Source organism: Chryseobacterium sp. 1B4 (genome assembly GCF_036631475.1).
Classification (GTDB): Bacteria; Bacteroidota; Bacteroidia; order Flavobacteriales; family Weeksellaceae; genus Chryseobacterium.
The window spans coordinates 272,880-288,431 of sequence record NZ_JAPNUF010000011.1 but is presented as its reverse complement, the minus strand read 5'-3'; the positions used below and the strand labels follow the sequence as shown (position 1 = coordinate 288,431).

Annotated in this window: 12 protein-coding genes, 2 tRNA genes and 6 pseudogenes; 12 read left to right on the top strand and 8 right to left on the bottom strand. The window is 37.3% G+C overall.

Features of this window, described 5'->3' with window-relative positions; genetic code table 11:
* The first annotated feature begins 54 nt into the window (after positions 1–54).
* The 4 genes and pseudogenes from OWR28_RS23465 (at position 55) to OWR28_RS23450 (ending at position 2,810) form a co-directional block, all read left to right on the top strand.
* Positions 55–282 carry a uroporphyrinogen decarboxylase gene (locus tag OWR28_RS23465; protein WP_332388736.1) on the top strand — a complete coding sequence of 76 codons (228 nt, stop codon included), beginning with the start codon at positions 55–57 and terminating at the stop codon, positions 280–282.
* A pseudogene (locus tag OWR28_RS23460) lies at positions 279–1,375 on the top strand (glycosyltransferase). The gene OWR28_RS23465 and the pseudogene OWR28_RS23460 overlap by 4 nt, the downstream one beginning before the upstream one ends.
* 43 nt (positions 1,376–1,418) lie before the next feature.
* The gene (locus tag OWR28_RS23455) at positions 1,419–1,838 is read left to right on the top strand and encodes a SufE family protein (protein ID WP_002982105.1); all 420 of its coding nucleotides are present in this window, start codon (positions 1,419–1,421) and stop codon (positions 1,836–1,838) included.
* Between the two features lie 50 nt (positions 1,839–1,888).
* Positions 1,889–2,810: pseudogene (locus OWR28_RS23450) on the top strand (glycosyltransferase family 9 protein).
* 9 nt (positions 2,811–2,819) lie between these two features.
* On the opposite strand, the gene OWR28_RS23445 reads toward OWR28_RS23450, so the two are convergent.
* The 4 genes and pseudogenes from OWR28_RS23445 to OWR28_RS23430 form a co-directional block, all read right to left on the bottom strand.
* Complete coding sequence (locus OWR28_RS23445; protein ID WP_332388735.1) at positions 2,820–3,920, bottom strand: hypothetical protein; 1,101 nt, start codon at positions 3,918–3,920, stop codon at positions 2,820–2,822.
* Positions 3,921–4,027: 107 nt separating this feature from the next.
* Positions 4,028–4,102: transfer RNA gene (locus OWR28_RS23440), tRNA-Val, on the bottom strand.
* 32 nt (positions 4,103–4,134) lie between these two features.
* Positions 4,135–4,209 (bottom strand) — tRNA-Val (locus OWR28_RS23435).
* Between the two features lie 42 nt (positions 4,210–4,251).
* Positions 4,252–5,494, bottom strand: a pseudogene (locus tag OWR28_RS23430) (bifunctional folylpolyglutamate synthase/dihydrofolate synthase).
* Between the two features lie 182 nt (positions 5,495–5,676).
* Here OWR28_RS23430 and OWR28_RS23425 point away from each other — a divergent pair.
* The 5 genes and pseudogenes from OWR28_RS23425 (at position 5,677) to OWR28_RS23405 (ending at position 9,867) form a co-directional block, all read left to right on the top strand.
* Entirely contained in the window at positions 5,677–6,672 is a 996-nt protein-coding gene (locus OWR28_RS23425; protein WP_332388734.1) for a TolC family protein, read from the top strand.
* Positions 6,615–6,998 carry a TolC family protein gene (locus tag OWR28_RS23420; protein WP_332388733.1) on the top strand — a complete coding sequence of 128 codons (384 nt, stop codon included), beginning with the start codon at positions 6,615–6,617 and terminating at the stop codon, positions 6,996–6,998. Before OWR28_RS23425 ends, OWR28_RS23420 begins: the two co-directional genes overlap by 58 nt.
* 195 nt (positions 6,999–7,193) lie before the next feature.
* Positions 7,194–7,565, top strand: coding sequence for a SprT-like domain-containing protein (locus tag OWR28_RS23415; protein ID WP_332388732.1), 372 nt, complete (start codon positions 7,194–7,196; stop codon positions 7,563–7,565).
* 55 nt (positions 7,566–7,620) lie between these two features.
* Positions 7,621–8,672: pseudogene (locus OWR28_RS23410) on the top strand (mannose-1-phosphate guanylyltransferase).
* Between the two features lie 133 nt (positions 8,673–8,805).
* Positions 8,806–9,867 carry a GNAT family N-acetyltransferase gene (locus OWR28_RS23405; RefSeq protein ID WP_332388731.1) on the top strand — a complete coding sequence of 354 codons (1,062 nt, stop codon included), beginning with the start codon at positions 8,806–8,808 and terminating at the stop codon, positions 9,865–9,867.
* An 84-nt stretch (positions 9,868–9,951) separates the two neighbouring features.
* Here the strand turns inward: OWR28_RS23405 and bcp are convergent, their stop codons facing one another.
* A complete protein-coding gene (bcp, locus tag OWR28_RS23400) occupies positions 9,952–10,401 on the bottom strand; it encodes a thioredoxin-dependent thiol peroxidase (protein WP_332388730.1) in 450 nt (149 codons plus the stop codon).
* 33 nt (positions 10,402–10,434) lie between these two features.
* Here bcp and OWR28_RS23395 point away from each other — a divergent pair, with 33 nt between their 5' ends.
* A complete protein-coding gene (locus tag OWR28_RS23395; RefSeq protein WP_332388729.1) occupies positions 10,435–11,055 on the top strand; it encodes an endonuclease III domain-containing protein in 621 nt (206 codons plus the stop codon).
* Between the two features lie 175 nt (positions 11,056–11,230).
* Here OWR28_RS23395 and OWR28_RS23390 read toward each other — a convergent pair.
* From OWR28_RS23390 to OWR28_RS23380, 3 genes and pseudogenes are all read right to left on the bottom strand, one after another.
* Positions 11,231–11,676, bottom strand: a pseudogene (locus tag OWR28_RS23390) (DinB family protein).
* 5 nt (positions 11,677–11,681) lie between these two features.
* A complete protein-coding gene (locus OWR28_RS23385) occupies positions 11,682–12,239 on the bottom strand; it encodes a hypothetical protein (RefSeq protein ID WP_332388728.1) in 558 nt (185 codons plus the stop codon).
* Positions 12,240–12,244: 5 nt separating this feature from the next.
* Positions 12,245–14,041 carry a DUF885 domain-containing protein gene (locus OWR28_RS23380; protein WP_332388727.1) on the bottom strand — a complete coding sequence of 599 codons (1,797 nt, stop codon included), beginning with the start codon at positions 14,039–14,041 and terminating at the stop codon, positions 12,245–12,247.
* Between the two features lie 169 nt (positions 14,042–14,210).
* Between OWR28_RS23380 and OWR28_RS23375 the strand changes: the two genes are divergently transcribed.
* Together OWR28_RS23375 and OWR28_RS23370 are read left to right on the top strand one after the other, a co-directional pair.
* Complete coding sequence (locus OWR28_RS23375) at positions 14,211–14,672, top strand: hypothetical protein (protein WP_002982135.1); 462 nt, start codon at positions 14,211–14,213, stop codon at positions 14,670–14,672.
* Positions 14,673–14,846: 174 nt separating this feature from the next.
* A pseudogene (locus OWR28_RS23370) lies at positions 14,847–15,550 on the top strand (MotA/TolQ/ExbB proton channel family protein).
* The last annotated feature ends 2 nt before the right edge of the window (positions 15,551–15,552 follow it).

Genomic DNA, 15,552 nt, shown 5'->3' with positions numbered 1-15,552 from the left:
AAATTTTATTATCTTATTGAAAATGATTAAGTTTGTTATCCTTAAATTTTCCCCATGAATTCTGAACTTACCACTTACATCGGCTATTCTGCTTCTCTTTTTATTGTATTGAGTTTCATACTGAAAGATGTAAGGAAAATCAGAATTGTCAATATGATTGGCTGCATTTGTTTTGTCATTTATGGCTTCTTCAGCGGACCGCTTTGGCCGGTTATCATTCCAAACGGGCTAATCTGTTTTATTCAGATCTATCATTTAATACTAGGTAAGAAGAGTTCATGAGGAAAAAAATAATTACTTCGGCTTTTAGTAATCTGTATACTGACCAGAGGATCGAAAAGGTGTGCAAAACCCTTTTTGATAACGGATATTCTATAGATCTGATCGGGAATGACTGGCAAGGGAATGAAAAAATGGAGCGTCCATATCCCTTTTCAAGGATTGCTCTGAAATCTAAAAGCCTGAAGACTGCTTATTTTGAATTCAACTGGAAATTATATAAAGAACTGAAGAAAAAAGCGGACAAAGATACTATCCTTCATGCCAATGACATTGATGCACTTCTGCCAAATTATCTCATTTCCAGAAAACTGAACATCCCTTTGGTCTTTGACAGTCATGAAATTTTTACGGAAATGCCATCGGTTCAGAACCGGTTTTCGCAGAAATTCTGGAGAGTACTTGAAAGAAAGCTGGTTCCTCACATGAATCTTATGATGACAGAAAGTGAAAGCTATGCTGAATGGTTTCATGAACAATATAATGTCAATCCGGTAGTAGTAAGAAATATCCCGAGAAAAATCCTTTCTGCTCCTGAAATTCCTGAAAATCATCCTAAAATTATTTTATATCAGGGAGCGATTAATCAATCCAGAGGAATAGAAAAAATGATTGTGGCTATGCATCACATTAAAGATGCTGTTCTGAAAATTGCAGGCGACGGCCCGAAGAAAAAGAATACGAAGAACTTGTGACTCAGGAAAAACTTCAGGATAAAGTATTTTTTCTGGGTAAACTAAAGCCTGAAAATCTCAGGGAAATCACCAAAACGGCTGATGTGGGGTTCAGCCTTGAAGAAAACAATGGTGTAAGCTATTATTATTCACTTCCCAATAAGGTTTGTGATTATATCCAGTCGAGAGTGCCTCTTGTAATGATTAATTTCCCGGAGATGCAAAGGATAAAAAATCAGTTTGATGTAGGAGAAATTGTTCCTGATCATCAGCCTGAAACAATTGAGAAAGCGATAAATCTTGTTCTTCAGAGAGGAAGATTGCATTATCAGAGTGAACTGAATAAGGCCGCAGATGTTTTTTGCTGGGAGAATGAAGAAACAAAAATACTGCAGCTTTTTGAAAAAGCATCCCGGCAATAAATTTTACAAAATTGGTTATCTTTGCACAAGAAATTGATTTAAAATGACCATTAAAGAAAAACAGCAGGAAATAATCGACGAATTCGCTTTTCTTGAAGACTGGGAGCAAAAATATGAGTACATCATTGATCTTGGAAAAGAACTGAAAGGCTTGCCGGAAGACAGAAAAACGGAAGAAAATCTGATTAAAGGCTGTCAGAGCAAAGTTTGGATTGATGCCGAATTCAAAGATGGGAAGCTTTTCTTTAATGCAGATTCTGATGGTATTTTACCCAAAGGAATTGTTTCGCTTTTAGTAAGCATTTACAGTGGGCATTCCACTCAGGAAATCCTGGATTCTGATTTTGATTTTATTGCAGAAATAGGACTACAGGAGTTTCTTTCCCCTTCCAGAGCCAACGGGCTGATGGCGATGACGAAGCAGATTAAGTTTTATGCAGTTGCTTACCAACTGAAATCATAACGGTGACCAGAATTTTAGCATATCGTTTTTCCGCATTTGGAGATGTGGCAATGACTGTACCTGTTTTCAGAGAATTTCTGGAGCAGAATCCCGGTGTGGAAATTATTATGGTTTCCAGAAAAAATTTTGAAGCTTTGTTTGCGGGAATTCCTAATGTGACTTTTAAAGGAATTGATCTGGATGATTACAAAGGACTTTTTGGGTTGAGAAAACTCAGTAATGAACTGATCCGTGAGTTTAATCCGGACTGTATTGCTAACCTCCATGATGTAATCCGGACGAAGATTTTAGACAGGATATACAGAAGAAAAGGATTTAAGGTTTTCAAAATTGATAAAGGTAAGGAAGAGAAAGAGCATCTTACGGATGTCTGGAATCTGGAAAAAGGGCAGCTGAAAAAAACGGTGGAACGTTATGCGGATGTTTTTCGTGATATGGGATTCAAAGTAGAGCTTTCTCATAAGCTCAGACCTGTTTCAGTGGATAAATCAGGGATTGGTTTTGCTCCTTTTGCCCAGCATAGGGGAAAAATGCTTTCTCTGGAAAAATCATATGAGCTGGCCAGGATTCTCGCCAGGAAACATACTGTGTATTTCTTTGGAGGGGGTAAAAGAAACAGAAACCCTTGAAAATTGGGAGTCTCAGATCCCGAATACAAAAAATCTATCCGGAAAATTAAATCTTACAGAAGAACTTCACCAGATTTCTCAGCTGGAACTTATGATTTCCATGGACTCTGCGAATATGCATCTTGCGAGCCTTGTAGGAACGAGATGTATTTCGATCTGGGGGGCAACTCATCCTTATGCCGGATTTTTAGGATTCGGACAGAGCGAAGAAGATGTTGTTCAGGTGAAAGATCTTAGCTGCAGGCCATGTTCTGTATTTGGAGATAAAGAGTGTTACAGAGGAGATTGGGCCTGTCTTGAAGAGTTTAATATCCAGAAGGTGGTGGATAGGGTTAATTTTTAAAAATAATCTTCACCATCTCTTCGGCTTTAGCCTTATCAGAATGGTTTTTTCTAAGATTTCCTTTCTTTTTTCAGTCTCATGAAACTCTTTTTCAGCTGAGGTGATAATCTGCCGGCGGATTTCGTTCATGTCAGCTCCATACAGACACAGATTCATCAAAAAAGGATCGTCTGTAATATTTTCATTGATAATGACAAAACGGCTGTTGTAAAGTGTATTAAACAACTTTACTTTTGTTCCTGAATTCTGGTAAGAAATCAAAATATTGGCATGGGCATCTTCCAGAAGACGGTAAAGATTTTCTGTGGTTTGAATAGGAGTGAGGCTGATGTTTTCAACTGTGGAAATCTTTCTTTTAATATCTTCAGTGGCACGATCTGAGGCTACGACCAGTTTATATTGAGGAAGCGTTTTAAATAAGTCGATGGTCTCATTCAATGCTCTTTTATTATCAGCGGTGGTAAGATCTCCGTGAAAAAGAAAATACTTTCCTTTTCTATCCAATACCTTTACCGATTCATTACCATGAAAGATATGAATCAGGCGAGCATTTCCCGAATAGGTTTCTACTTCATTATATTCTTTTTCAGACAAGCAGAATACAGCTTCAAATTTCTTTAAAAGCTTTTTCTGATATCCGGAATACTTTAAAGACTCAATTTTATAAATGACCTTTTTAAAGATGTTTTTTTCTGACAATGAAAGGCCTTTGTAGTATTCTCTTTCGTTATTGTGATAACGGAGATAGAGTTTGTGGTCACTATCTCTCAAAAACCTTATAATATGCGTTGTCTGCAAGCCTTCGAACAGGATCGGAGCCTTATTCTTTTCTAAATTTTTAAGAAAGGTATCAGAATTTCTTATGGCTGCTGCAAAAGGAGTAGGTAAGAAGTAAAGCAAAGGATTCTTTTTCTTCCTGTAAAAAAACACATTTTCCGTAATTTCTTTAATTTCCCTGTCAATTGTTGAAGGAATCTGATCTATAAAACAGTGTAGATGGATTTTTATTCCCAGATCAGATAAAGCCTTAATTTTATAATATACATCAATGATTCCGCCATAAGAAGGAGGGTAGGGATAATTGAATGATATAATATGGAGTTCCTTCACGTTTAATTAATCCGATGCAGACAAAGGTAAATAAATATCAGCAAAAGTAGAAAGGAGGTTAAACAGGATAAAAATAAAAAAATCTCCCAGAATCTGAGAGATTTTTGTGGGTCCTGAGGGATTCGAACCCCCGACCCTCTGGGTGTAAACCAGATGCTCTGAACCAACTGAGCTAAGAACCCGAATTTTTTGAAAGGTTTCGTTTCCTTTTCTGTGGGTCCTGAGGGATTCGAACCCCCGACCCTCTGGGTGTAAACCAGATGCTCTGAACCAACTGAGCTAAGAACCCTCTAGACTTGTTCTCTTGTTTAGAGTGGTGCAAATATACGACTTATTCTTTAATCTCCAAATTTTTTTCTAAAAAATCTCCCACTACAAAGTTGCTTCCGCCGATGAAAATCATTTCTTCATTTGTACATCGTTCTTTTGCAGACAGATACGCTTCCTGTACGGAATCAAAAATTTTATAAAAAATTTTCGCCTCCTGAAGCAGGTTTTCGTAATCTTTGGGAGGTCTCCCCCTGTTGATGGATGGTTTTGCGAAATAGAACTCAGAATTTTCAGGAAGTAATTTCATCACGTCATCTATTTTTTTGTCGTTTACAAAACCCAAAATGATATGCTTGTGACGGTCAATTGAATTTAATTGTGAAAAAACATACTCCAGACCTGCCTGATTGTGCCCGGTATCACAAATGGTAAGAGGCTGTTTTGAAAACTCAAACCAACGGCCGATAAATCCTGTATTCTGATGAACGTGGAGCAGCCCGTTTTCAAGATCTTCATCAGAAATATGTACTCCAAGTTTTTTTAATTCTTCTACAGCCGCCAAAACAACTCTGATATTTTTTTCTGATAATCTCCTTTCAGGTCAGAAGAAAGATTAGCATCAATAGAAGTCGCATCTATAAACGGAGCACCTTCTTTAGCCGCTGTTTCCCGGATGATATTTTTCACCACCTCACTATCATCCCCTGAAATAACAGGAATGTTGTTTTTAATAATCCCGGCCTTCTCAACTGCAATTTCTTCAATGGTATCACCCAGAATATTCTGATGATCCAGCTGTACATTAGTAATAGCCGAAACCAAAGGGGTAATAATATTGGTAGAATCCAGTCTTCCTCCCAATCCAACTTCAATAATGGCAAAATCTACCTGCTGCTGGTAAAAATATTCAAAAGCCATAATGGTGGTAAATTCAAAAAAGAAGGACGGATGTCCTCAGGAAGCTGTTTTAATTTCTGAATAAAATCAAAGACAAATTCTTTATCACAGTTTTTTCCATTAACCTTAATGCGTTCTGTAAAATCGATCAGGTGAGGAGAATTGTATAATCCTGTTTTATAGCCGGCTTCCTGAAGAACCGATGCCAGCATATTGCTTGAAGAACCCTTGCCATTGGTGCCACCAATATGAATGCACTTTATTTTATCCTGGGGGTTTCCAAAGAAAGCACAAAGCTTTGTAATATTATCAAGCCCGGGTTTATAAGCCTTCTGCCCATCTATCTGATAGTTGGGCATCTGTACGAAAAGCCAGTCGATAGCTTCCTGATATTGTTCGTTTGTCATGGTGCAAAATTCCCAAAAGTTTTTTTAAAATAAAATATAATTTTTCAATCTGTAACTTTTTTATATTTAATTCGTCTAATATTGAAAAATCTTAATATGAAATCGTTGTGATTATAGGTTACAGTACTGAATAAAGATCATACGATTCCATATGACCATTAAAAACAAATAAACATATACATATGAAAAAAGTTTGGATCATCGTTTTTGGATTAGGTTATCTGGGTTTAAGCGCTCAGAAGAAATGGTCCTTAAAAGAATGTGTAAGCTATGCAGTGGAGCATAATCTTCAGGTTATCCAAAATCAGTATAACAAACAAAATCAGGAATATAATCTTAAAGCAGCCCAGAAAGAATATTTGCCTTCTGTATCGGGGAGTATGACGAATGGGGTAAGTTTCGGACAGGGGTCATTAGGAGCCGGGAGCTTTAGAAACGATAGATTCAACAGCAGTGTTGGTCTGGGTGCCGACATCTTGCTCTATAATAATGGAAGATTAGAGAAAAATGTAAGAAAAGCCCAGTTTGATGTAGAAGCAAGTCAATATGATATTGAGACCATTAAAAATGATATTTCCCTTCAGATTGCTCAGCAGTATCTGACAGCCTTGCTGAATAAAGAGATCGTTAAAATTTCTCAGAGTGCTGTGGATAATGCCCAGAAACAGTTTGACAGAGCTAAAATCACAACTCAGGTTGGAACAACTGCGCAGACGGTTTTAGCAGAGGCTGAAGCTGCGCTGGCAAGAGAAAAACAAAACCTTAAAACAGCAGAAGTAAACGTCGGACGTGCTTTGTTTGCCATCGCTCAGCTTTTACAATTGTCAGATTATAAGGGGTTTGATGTGGAAGATGTACATGTTCCTGAAAAGCTAGATTTACAGCTTAATTCTGTGGATGAAGTACTTACAACGGCATATGAGATACAACCTCAGATCAAAGCCGCAGAAAGCAGGATAAGATCTGCCGAAGCACAAACTGAGGTAACCAAAACAGCCTTCTGGCCTACATTAACAGCAAGTGCTGGTCTTAATACTTTCTATAACAGGCAATTTGATCCTATACCAGGTACTGTGCAGGGAACTTTTTTGAACAATATAAAGATCAGTTCGGACAAAATGTGGGGTTATCCCTTAATATCCCTATTTTTAACAAAGGGAAAACAAAATTACAAGTAGAACAGTCTAAAATAAACGAAAGTATTGCCAAAAATACGTTGGAACAGCAGAAGCAGACCGTAAGACAGAATGTACAGAAAGCTCAGTTTGATGCTGATGCCAATTATGAAACCTATCTGGCCGCAGTAGAAGCTGAAAAAAGCTCTAAACTGGCTCTTGATTTTGCTGATAAAAGCTATGCTGCCGGAAGAACAACCATCTATGACGTAAATGTGGCGAGAAATAATTATGCAAATGCACAGGGATCAGTAGCGCAGGCAAAATATAATTACCTTTTTAGCCTTAAACTATTGAATTTCTATGCAGGAATTCCGTTAAGTTTGTAAAATGCCAATTCAATCTTTAGAAAAATACTTACCTCAAAATACACTTAAATATTTAAGAATCTGGTTTGCAGATTATTATATACATATAAAAGTTACAAGAAACAGGAATTCAAAACTGGGAGATTACAGAAAGCTTCCGGACAATTCACATGAAATTACGGTAAACTCTACACTTACCCCACAACTTTTTTCTTTGTGCTGACCCATGAGCTGGCCCATCTGATTGCGTTCGAAAAATATGGCAGAAGAATCTCTCCTCACGGAAATGAGTGGAAGGAAACCTTCAGGAATATGCTCCTGGAAAGCCTTGAAATTTATGATGAAGAGCTAAGACCCATCATTATAAAATTTTCAAAATCACCCAAAGCAAATTTCATGGCCAGCCCCGATCTGGTAAGGTATTTTCATACTGAAAAACAAGATGATACCCTTCAGTTTATCGAGGAACTTAAAAAGGGAGAATTTTTATCTACCGCAACGAAAAGTATTTATTGGAAGGTCTGGTTAAAAAAAACTATCTTTGTAAGAACCTGGCTACTGGAAGGAAGTATTCTTTCAAGCCTTTAGCAAGGGTAGAAAAATGTAGCTAATGATGTTAAAATCAGATAGATATTGCGTTATAATGGCGGGAGGAATCGGGAGCCGGTTCTGGCCGATGAGTACGCAAAAATTTCCAAAACAGTTTCAGGATATTTTAGGAACCGGGCGCACCATGATTCAGCAAACCTATGACAGAATCAGCAAGGTAATTCCTAAAGAACAGATATTTGTGATTACGAATAAGGAGTATGTTCCTGTTTCCCATCAGCAGCTTCCGGAGATTCCTGAAGAAAATATTGTGGGTGAGCCGCTTATGAAGAATACAGCAGCCTGCAACCTGTATATGGCCAACAAAATTGCTGAGATCAATCCGGATGCAACAATGATTGTATTGCCGGCAGATCACTTGATTCTTAAAGAGGATGTGTTTTTGGAGAAAGTGGAGCTGGCATTTGAGCTGGCATCAAAAAATGATTATCTGGTAACATTGGGGATTACTCCGACAAGACCTGATACAGGCTATGGTTACATTCAGTTTGTAGAAAAAAAGGTTCTGAATACTTTAAAGTGAAAACATTCACAGAAAAGCCCATCCTTGAAATTGCCCAGAGCTTTCTGGAAAGTGGTGATTTCCTTTGGAACGCAGGAATTTTTGTGTGGAATGTGAAAAGTATTCATCATGCCTTTGATCTTTATCTTCCTGAAATGATGCAGCATTTTATGGCTTGTGAGTATAATTCAGAGAAAGAAAACAGCTGTATTGAAACCATTTATCCAAAAGTTCAGAAAATTTCTATTGATAACGGGATCCTGGAAAAGGCCAAAAATGTATACGTGATTCCTTCAGACTTAGGATGGAGCGATCTTGGTACATGGACATCCGTATATGAAAATACAGAAAAAGATAAAGATGGAAACGCTGTAAAGCTGAAACATTTACTTTCTTATAATTCAAAAGGGAATATCATCCGTCTGAAGAATAATAATAAAGCTGTAATTATTGATGGGCTTGAAAATTATATTGTTGTAGATACGGATAAGGCACTTCTCATCTGTCCGAGAGATAATGACCAGCTTATCAAAGATTATGTTCTTGATTTAAAAAACTTTAAGAAAGGCGAGAAGTTCATGTAATATTTGGTATATTTTCTGCTGATTTTTAAACTATGAATAAAACTGCAACCCGATTTACAATTCTTACATTCCTGTTTTTGGGAATCTCAATATACGCTCAGGAGAAGAAAAATTTTCGAGCATTCCTGCTATTTTGCAGCAGATCAATCCAGGCAGCAGGGTAGATTCCTGGGTGTTGGTATACAACAGCTACGGGAAAGGAGAGGAAATAAAGACTTCGGGTAAGGTAAATTATACTCCTCAGTTCTCAGGATTCAATCTTTTTCCCAGTGAAGACAGTTTTTATTACATTGCCTATTCAGAAGGAAATAAGGTAAGCTATGTTACCGATGCCGAAGGATTAAAAAAGTTTGTAGACAGAATTGATAATGCCCAGGAAGCAGCAGTTATATTAGCCGCAGACGGATACATGGTAGATGAAGAGTTTAAGGACCTTGCAGGTAATTACCATGAAGATCAGTCGAATTACTATCTGGATCTTGGAAAGCTAACCTCAAAGGAATGTCCTTATCAGAAAACACATTATACAGTAACGGTAAGCAAATCTACAGGTGCCGTAAGTAATGTAAAAGATAATGGAACCTATATTGAGCTTTACAATAAAAAATGTGCTAATAACCCGAGACTTTTAAAAATCGAAAAAAAGAAGAACCAAAGAAAGATGAGCCTAAAAAAACATCCAAGCGCAGATAATACCTATGAGACTGAGCGATTAATCCTTCGCCCTATGTCCCGTGAAGACAAGGATTTTATCTTTGAGCTTTACAACAGGCCTAAATTCATTCAGCATATCGGTAACCGCAATGTTAATTCCATTGAAGACGCTGAAAATTACATCCTGAACAGATTTGCCCCACAGATTGAAAGACTGGGATTTGGAAATTATCTTTTAGTGACCAAAGAAGGAAATGAAAAAATAGGAGCAGTAGGAATCTTTGAAAGGGAAGGCTTGGATATTGTAGATATAGGCTATTCTCTGTTGGAAGAATTTGAAGGGAAAGGCTATGCTTTTGAAGGCGCTCAGAAAGTTAAATCCATAGTGATGGATGAGTTCGGATTAACAAAAATATCCGCGATTATTTCAAAGGATAATATTTCTTCTCAAAAGCTCATTGAAAAGCTGGGACTGAGGTTTAAAAAAACCGTCATACTGCCTGGGGAAACCGAAGAGCTCAACTATTATGAGACAGAATAAACTGCTATAAAAATACTTTCACCAGTAGTAAAGCGCAAAATCTGTGCTATTGGTGAAAGTATAAATGCTATTTGTATTTAAAAACTATCCTTCAAGAATCTGCTCAGCAGCAGTCTTTGACGTTACTTTTTCAATCACTCTTGTGCAAACGCCATTTTCGTCAAAAATAAAAGTAGTTCTTACAATTCCCATATAGGTTTTTCCAAACGTTTTTTTCTCCTGCCATACCCCGAATTTTTCAATGATATCACGGTTTTCATCCGCAATAAGATCATAAGGGAAAGCGAATTTGCTGTGGAAATTTTTCTGTTTTTTTACAGAATCACCACTTACTCCCAATAGCTGGAACCCCGCTTTTTTAAGCCTGGAATAATTATCACTCAGATTGCAGGCTTCTACCGTACAGGTGGGTGTATTCGCTTGCGGATAGAAGAAAACTACCAGTTTTTTTCCGATTAACTTTGATGAGGTTACCGTTTCTCCGTCTTGATTGATTCCTTCAAATTCAGGTAATTTATCTCCAACTTTCAGCATAATGATTTAATTTTGTTCAAATTTAAGGGTTACATGACAAAAAAACAAAGGGCTGAGATCGTTCAGAGAGAATTGGACAAATTATATCCCACAACACCTATTCCGCTGGATCATACTGATCCTTATACATTAATGGTGGCCGTAGCGCTTTCCGCACAGACCACAGATAAAAAAGTAAACGAGGTGACACCTGACCTTTTCGCCGTGGCAGGAACTCCGCAAAGAATGGCCAAGCTGGAAGAGTTTGAAATCAAGGAATTAATTAAAGAAATAGGACTATCCAATACCAAAGCCAAAAACCTTAAAAGAATGGCAGAACTTCTGCTGGAGCGCCATAATGGTATCGTTCCACAGACTTATGAAGAATTGGAAGCCCTTCCGGGCGTAGGGCACAAAACCGCTTCAGTAGTAATGAGCCAGGGATTCGGATTTCCTGCTTTTCCGGTAGATACCCATATTCACCGCCTGATGACACAGTGGAAGCTTACATCAGGAAAAAACGTTGTAGAGACAGAACGTGACGCTAAGAAATTATTTCCGGAAGAAGTGTGGAATAAGCTCCATCTTCAGATCATTTTCTATGGAAGAGAGTATTCTCCGGCAAGAGGTAAAGGAGAGAAGGATTTTATTACTAAAATGTTATTTGAAAAATAAATCGCTGTATTTTAACACAATGATCGCAAAGGCTTTACAATAATTTTTATTGACAAGGTTTGCAAAGGCAAAGGACAATTGTTTCTTTGCTGAGTGAAACGTACTTTCGAACTAAAGAAAACGCAATGATTACAAAGTGATCATTGCGTTTATTTTTTATGGTGCTAAAGAATGATTAATAATCCAATAACCTCCTGTGATAATTGATCTGCCCCAGATGATAATCCAGATGGGCAAGCAGATGGATCAGAAAATAATCGGTTGTCATGGCATTCTCAAAAACAACCAATGGGTATTCTTTTTCAGATCCTCATCAGACAATTGGGAAAGCGTTGAATCTATCATTGCTGCAGTGGCTGTAACCTTTTCAATAAGTTCCGCCTTCGGGATATCTTTTAAGGAAAATTCCAGATCACGCTGCCTGACGTATCCTGTGTTTCCAAGGTGTGTTCCCAGAAAATGATTGAGATTTCCAACAAGATGAAGTGTCAGATTACCCGCAGAATTGGCGATGTTTCTATCTGTTTTCCAAAGGTTTTCTTCGTTCTGATAGGCTTCTATCTCTGTTTTTAGTTTATTTAAATCTCTGCTGTAAAGAGATCTGAGGCTTTCTGTGATCATATCAATTATTGTATTATGGTTTTAAAATATCCTTTAAAGTGTTTATCAACTAAACTATCAATACTGCATTTATAATCTATAAAACCATAAATGCTATCATTTTTGTTGAATTTGTTACTGTTTAGAGTCAGTTTTTGGCTAAAAACTTTAGATTTTATGAATTTTTCTTCGCCTTTTAAGGTTTTGGGGTCAATATCTTTGATGTAAAACTGATTTTTAAAAACTTTAATCAAAATTCCGTTGCCAAAATATCCGTTATTGTTATTCAATTTTACGGTAAGAGTATCGTTCTGATATTGAGCTTTGCATTTATAATCATCGAATAAAAACGTTCCTTTACGAAAGTCATCCGAATAACTTGCAGACTGAATAATATGGGCTGTTCTTGTTTTGCTTTCAACAATTTCACTATTGTAAAGCTTCAGTTCCGGATATTTAGAGAGAAGTACAATAGCATCATTATCAGGCAGGTTGGTGTCCACAGTAAAATTTTCGAAATTCAGTTCCTTTTGGCAACTCAAAACCATCAGTAAAATACCTGAAAAAAATAAAAATAGTTTCATTGAAACTATTTTTGCTTTTGAGCCCAAAGCTCCATTTTCCTGTTCAGGACATCCAGAGGAAGGCATCCCTGGCTCAGAACTTCATCATGGAAGCTTGCCAGATTGAATTTGTTCCCAAGTTCTTTCTGGTATTTTTCTCTCAGGTCACGGATTCTTAAAGAGCCTATTTTGTAGCCTAAGGCCTGCCCCGGCATTGCCATATACCTCTCAACTTCTGCAGTGGCAGATCCTTCGTCATATGAAATGTTGCTTAAGAAATATTTGATCGCTTCTTCTCTTGACATTTTTCCGGTATGAAGCCCTGTATCTACAACAAGTCTTACCGCTCTCAGCATCTGATCGCTTAAATACCCCATTTTCTGGTAAGGATCTGTGTACAAGCCGAACTCAGGGCCTAATGTTTCACAATAATGTGCCCATCCTTCACCATAAGCTCCAAACCAACCGAATCTCATGAATTTAGGAAGCTTTGTATTTTCCTGCTGAAGAGACATCTGATAGTGATGCCCTGGGATGGCCTCGTGAAGGAAAAGAGACTCCATTCCCGAAGTAACATTGAATTGGGAAGGATCCGGAAGCGGAACATAAAATATACCCGGTCTTTTACCATCCGGAGTTCCTGGCATATATTCTGCGCTGGCACTTGCTTCTCTGAACTTTTCTGTCTGTCTGATTTCAAACTTTGTTTTTGGTGTTACGTTAAACATCGTTTTCAGCTTCGGAGTGATTTTCGTTAAAATGCCATTAAATGCATGTAAAACTTCCTTGGAAGTCTTATAAGGCATCGCCTTTGGATCCGTTTTTACAAAGGTGATGAATTCTTCCAGAGTTCCGGTAAAACCTACCTGCTGTTTTACTTTTTCCATTTCCGCACGAAGCATAGCTACCTGCTGTAATCCGATCTTATTGATCTCTTCAGGAGATTTTTTGGTAGTGGTCCAGCTTTTTACATAATAGCTGTAAATTTCATTACCGTTAGGAAGACTGTTGTATCCATCTGTATCTCTTGCTTTTGGAAGATATTCTTTTTCCAGGAAAGTTCCCATTTTAATATAGGCCGGGATAATCTTTTTCGCAATGGCATCTTTGTAAAGTGCTGAAAATTTATCTTTCTGAGCCTGGGAGAAATTTTTAGGAAAATTTCTGATCGGGCCGTAGAAAATATTCTTTTCCATGTCAGAAGTTGTGATTTCCTCGGCTTTCATCTGAGGAATCATTTTAACAACCAGCTTTTTAGGAAGAACCATTTTATTAGTCATCCCTTCACGGAAATTGTCTGCAGCAGCATCCATCCATTCCGGGAATTTTTCCATTCTTTTCAGCCAGTCACTGTAATCTTTTTCTGTTTTAAAAGGCTGGTTACCCTGTCCGCTTCCATACAAAGGAAAAGTAAGCGGAAGTCCACCAAACTGGGTAAAAGGTATATATTCCGGATGATAGGCATAGGCCTCAATCTTGTCTTTTAAAGTGTAATCCAATACATCATATACCACTTTATCTTCATCAGAAAGGGTTTTGTAATCTACATGTTCCAGCTGTTTCTGGACGGAGTTGTAGAATGCTATTTCTCCTGAGATAAAATCTTTATCGATATTAATAGGAAGCTGGTCATTATATCTTGTATCTCCCTGTGCGGTAGCGTCCATCGGATATAGCTTAAGATACTGCTCATAATAGTTGGAAGCAATAGAGTCCAGATTGCTGGGAGTCACTTTTGTAAGGGGAGAATCCGATTTTTTGCAGGAAGCAAGACCTATCATCAGCCCTAGTCCTAGAATACCTTTTGATAAAATGTTTTTCATTTTCAGAATCTTTATGAAAACAAAAGTAAGTATTATTGGGATATTCAGGCTTATGGTATGCATTGATTTTAAAAAATTATTTTCAAAATCCTTTTAACTTTGAATCAATTTTCTATCTTTGTCTAAAACGTTTAACAATCATATTATTACAGTTCTTTTTTAAGAAAAAATGAAAGGGATTTTAAAAATTTACCATCCGGAAGAAACGCTAAAATACAATATCAGAAATACTTATTGTAAAGCCGTTTACAGCAACCAGCAACACTTTTTAGAGGTTGAAGTGATTACGGATGACAGTTTGGATCACGTAGATGATGATTCACTGCAGTACAACTTTCCGCAGCTTTCACTTGAAATTTTCGATTTCCCTATCGACTCTGCGGAAATAGAAGGAAAAACCATTACCATCAATGACTCTGATGAAGAGACCTATACTGAGGTAGACCTTTTCGATGACGAAGATGCCTATATCTATGACAATGAGCTTCTTTTTGAAAAAAATGAAGAAGGGGAGCTTCAGGTTATCTGGAAAGGAACCATTGATGATTTCTATACCGGATCTGATACCCCGATTCCTTTTAGATTAAAATGCGAATTCAAGCAGGATGATATTGAGGTAGACGAGGACTAACCCGAAACTCTATCCTTTTTAATACCGAATTTCTTTTCAGAATTATTTTTTGGAAAGAAATTTGCTGTTTGTAGAACTGTAACAAATTTTAAGTTGTTTTTAAGCAATTTTTAAGAGTTCAATTCATAATATTCTACTACATTTGTCGTTGAAACTTTAATAAATTCACATTTAATGCTGTTAACGGAACTTTCTCAGATTTTATTTGCACAAATCGCTACACCCGCTGTTGCTACAGACAATTTAGAGTTCTCATTCTGGAAGATCATGTTCCATGGAGGGGCTTTCGCTAAAATAGTGATGGTCACTGTATTACTTTTGGGAGTGTTTTCTCTGTATCTGTTTTTTGAAAGATTTTTCTTTATCAAAAGACTGACTTCAAAAACAGATTCCAACTTCATGAACAATATTGAAGACTTCATCAAGGCTGGGAAAATAGAGGCAGCAGCAGATTACTGCAAAACCCAGAATTCTCCGGAAGGAAGAATTTTAGAAAAAGGAATTTCAAGATTGGGGCGTCCTGTTTCAGATATTGTAAGTGCCATGGAAGCACAGGCGCAGGTAGAAGTTGCCAATATGGAAAAAACCTGAACCTGTTGGCTGTAGTACCAAGTATTGCACCAATGCTGGGGCTTTTAGGTACAGTAATAGGGATGATTATTGCTTTCTTTAATTTATCCCATGCCACAGGGTCTTTCTCTCCGAAAACGCTTTCAGAAGGTATTTATACCGCTTTAGGGCAAACCGCTGTAGGTCTGGCAGTAGCAATTCCGGCCAACTTCTGCTACAATATCCTTTTGACAAGGATTGATAAATTTGTACTGAAGGCTCAGAACATGTCAGGGGAATTTTTAGACCTTATCAATAAACCTTTATAATT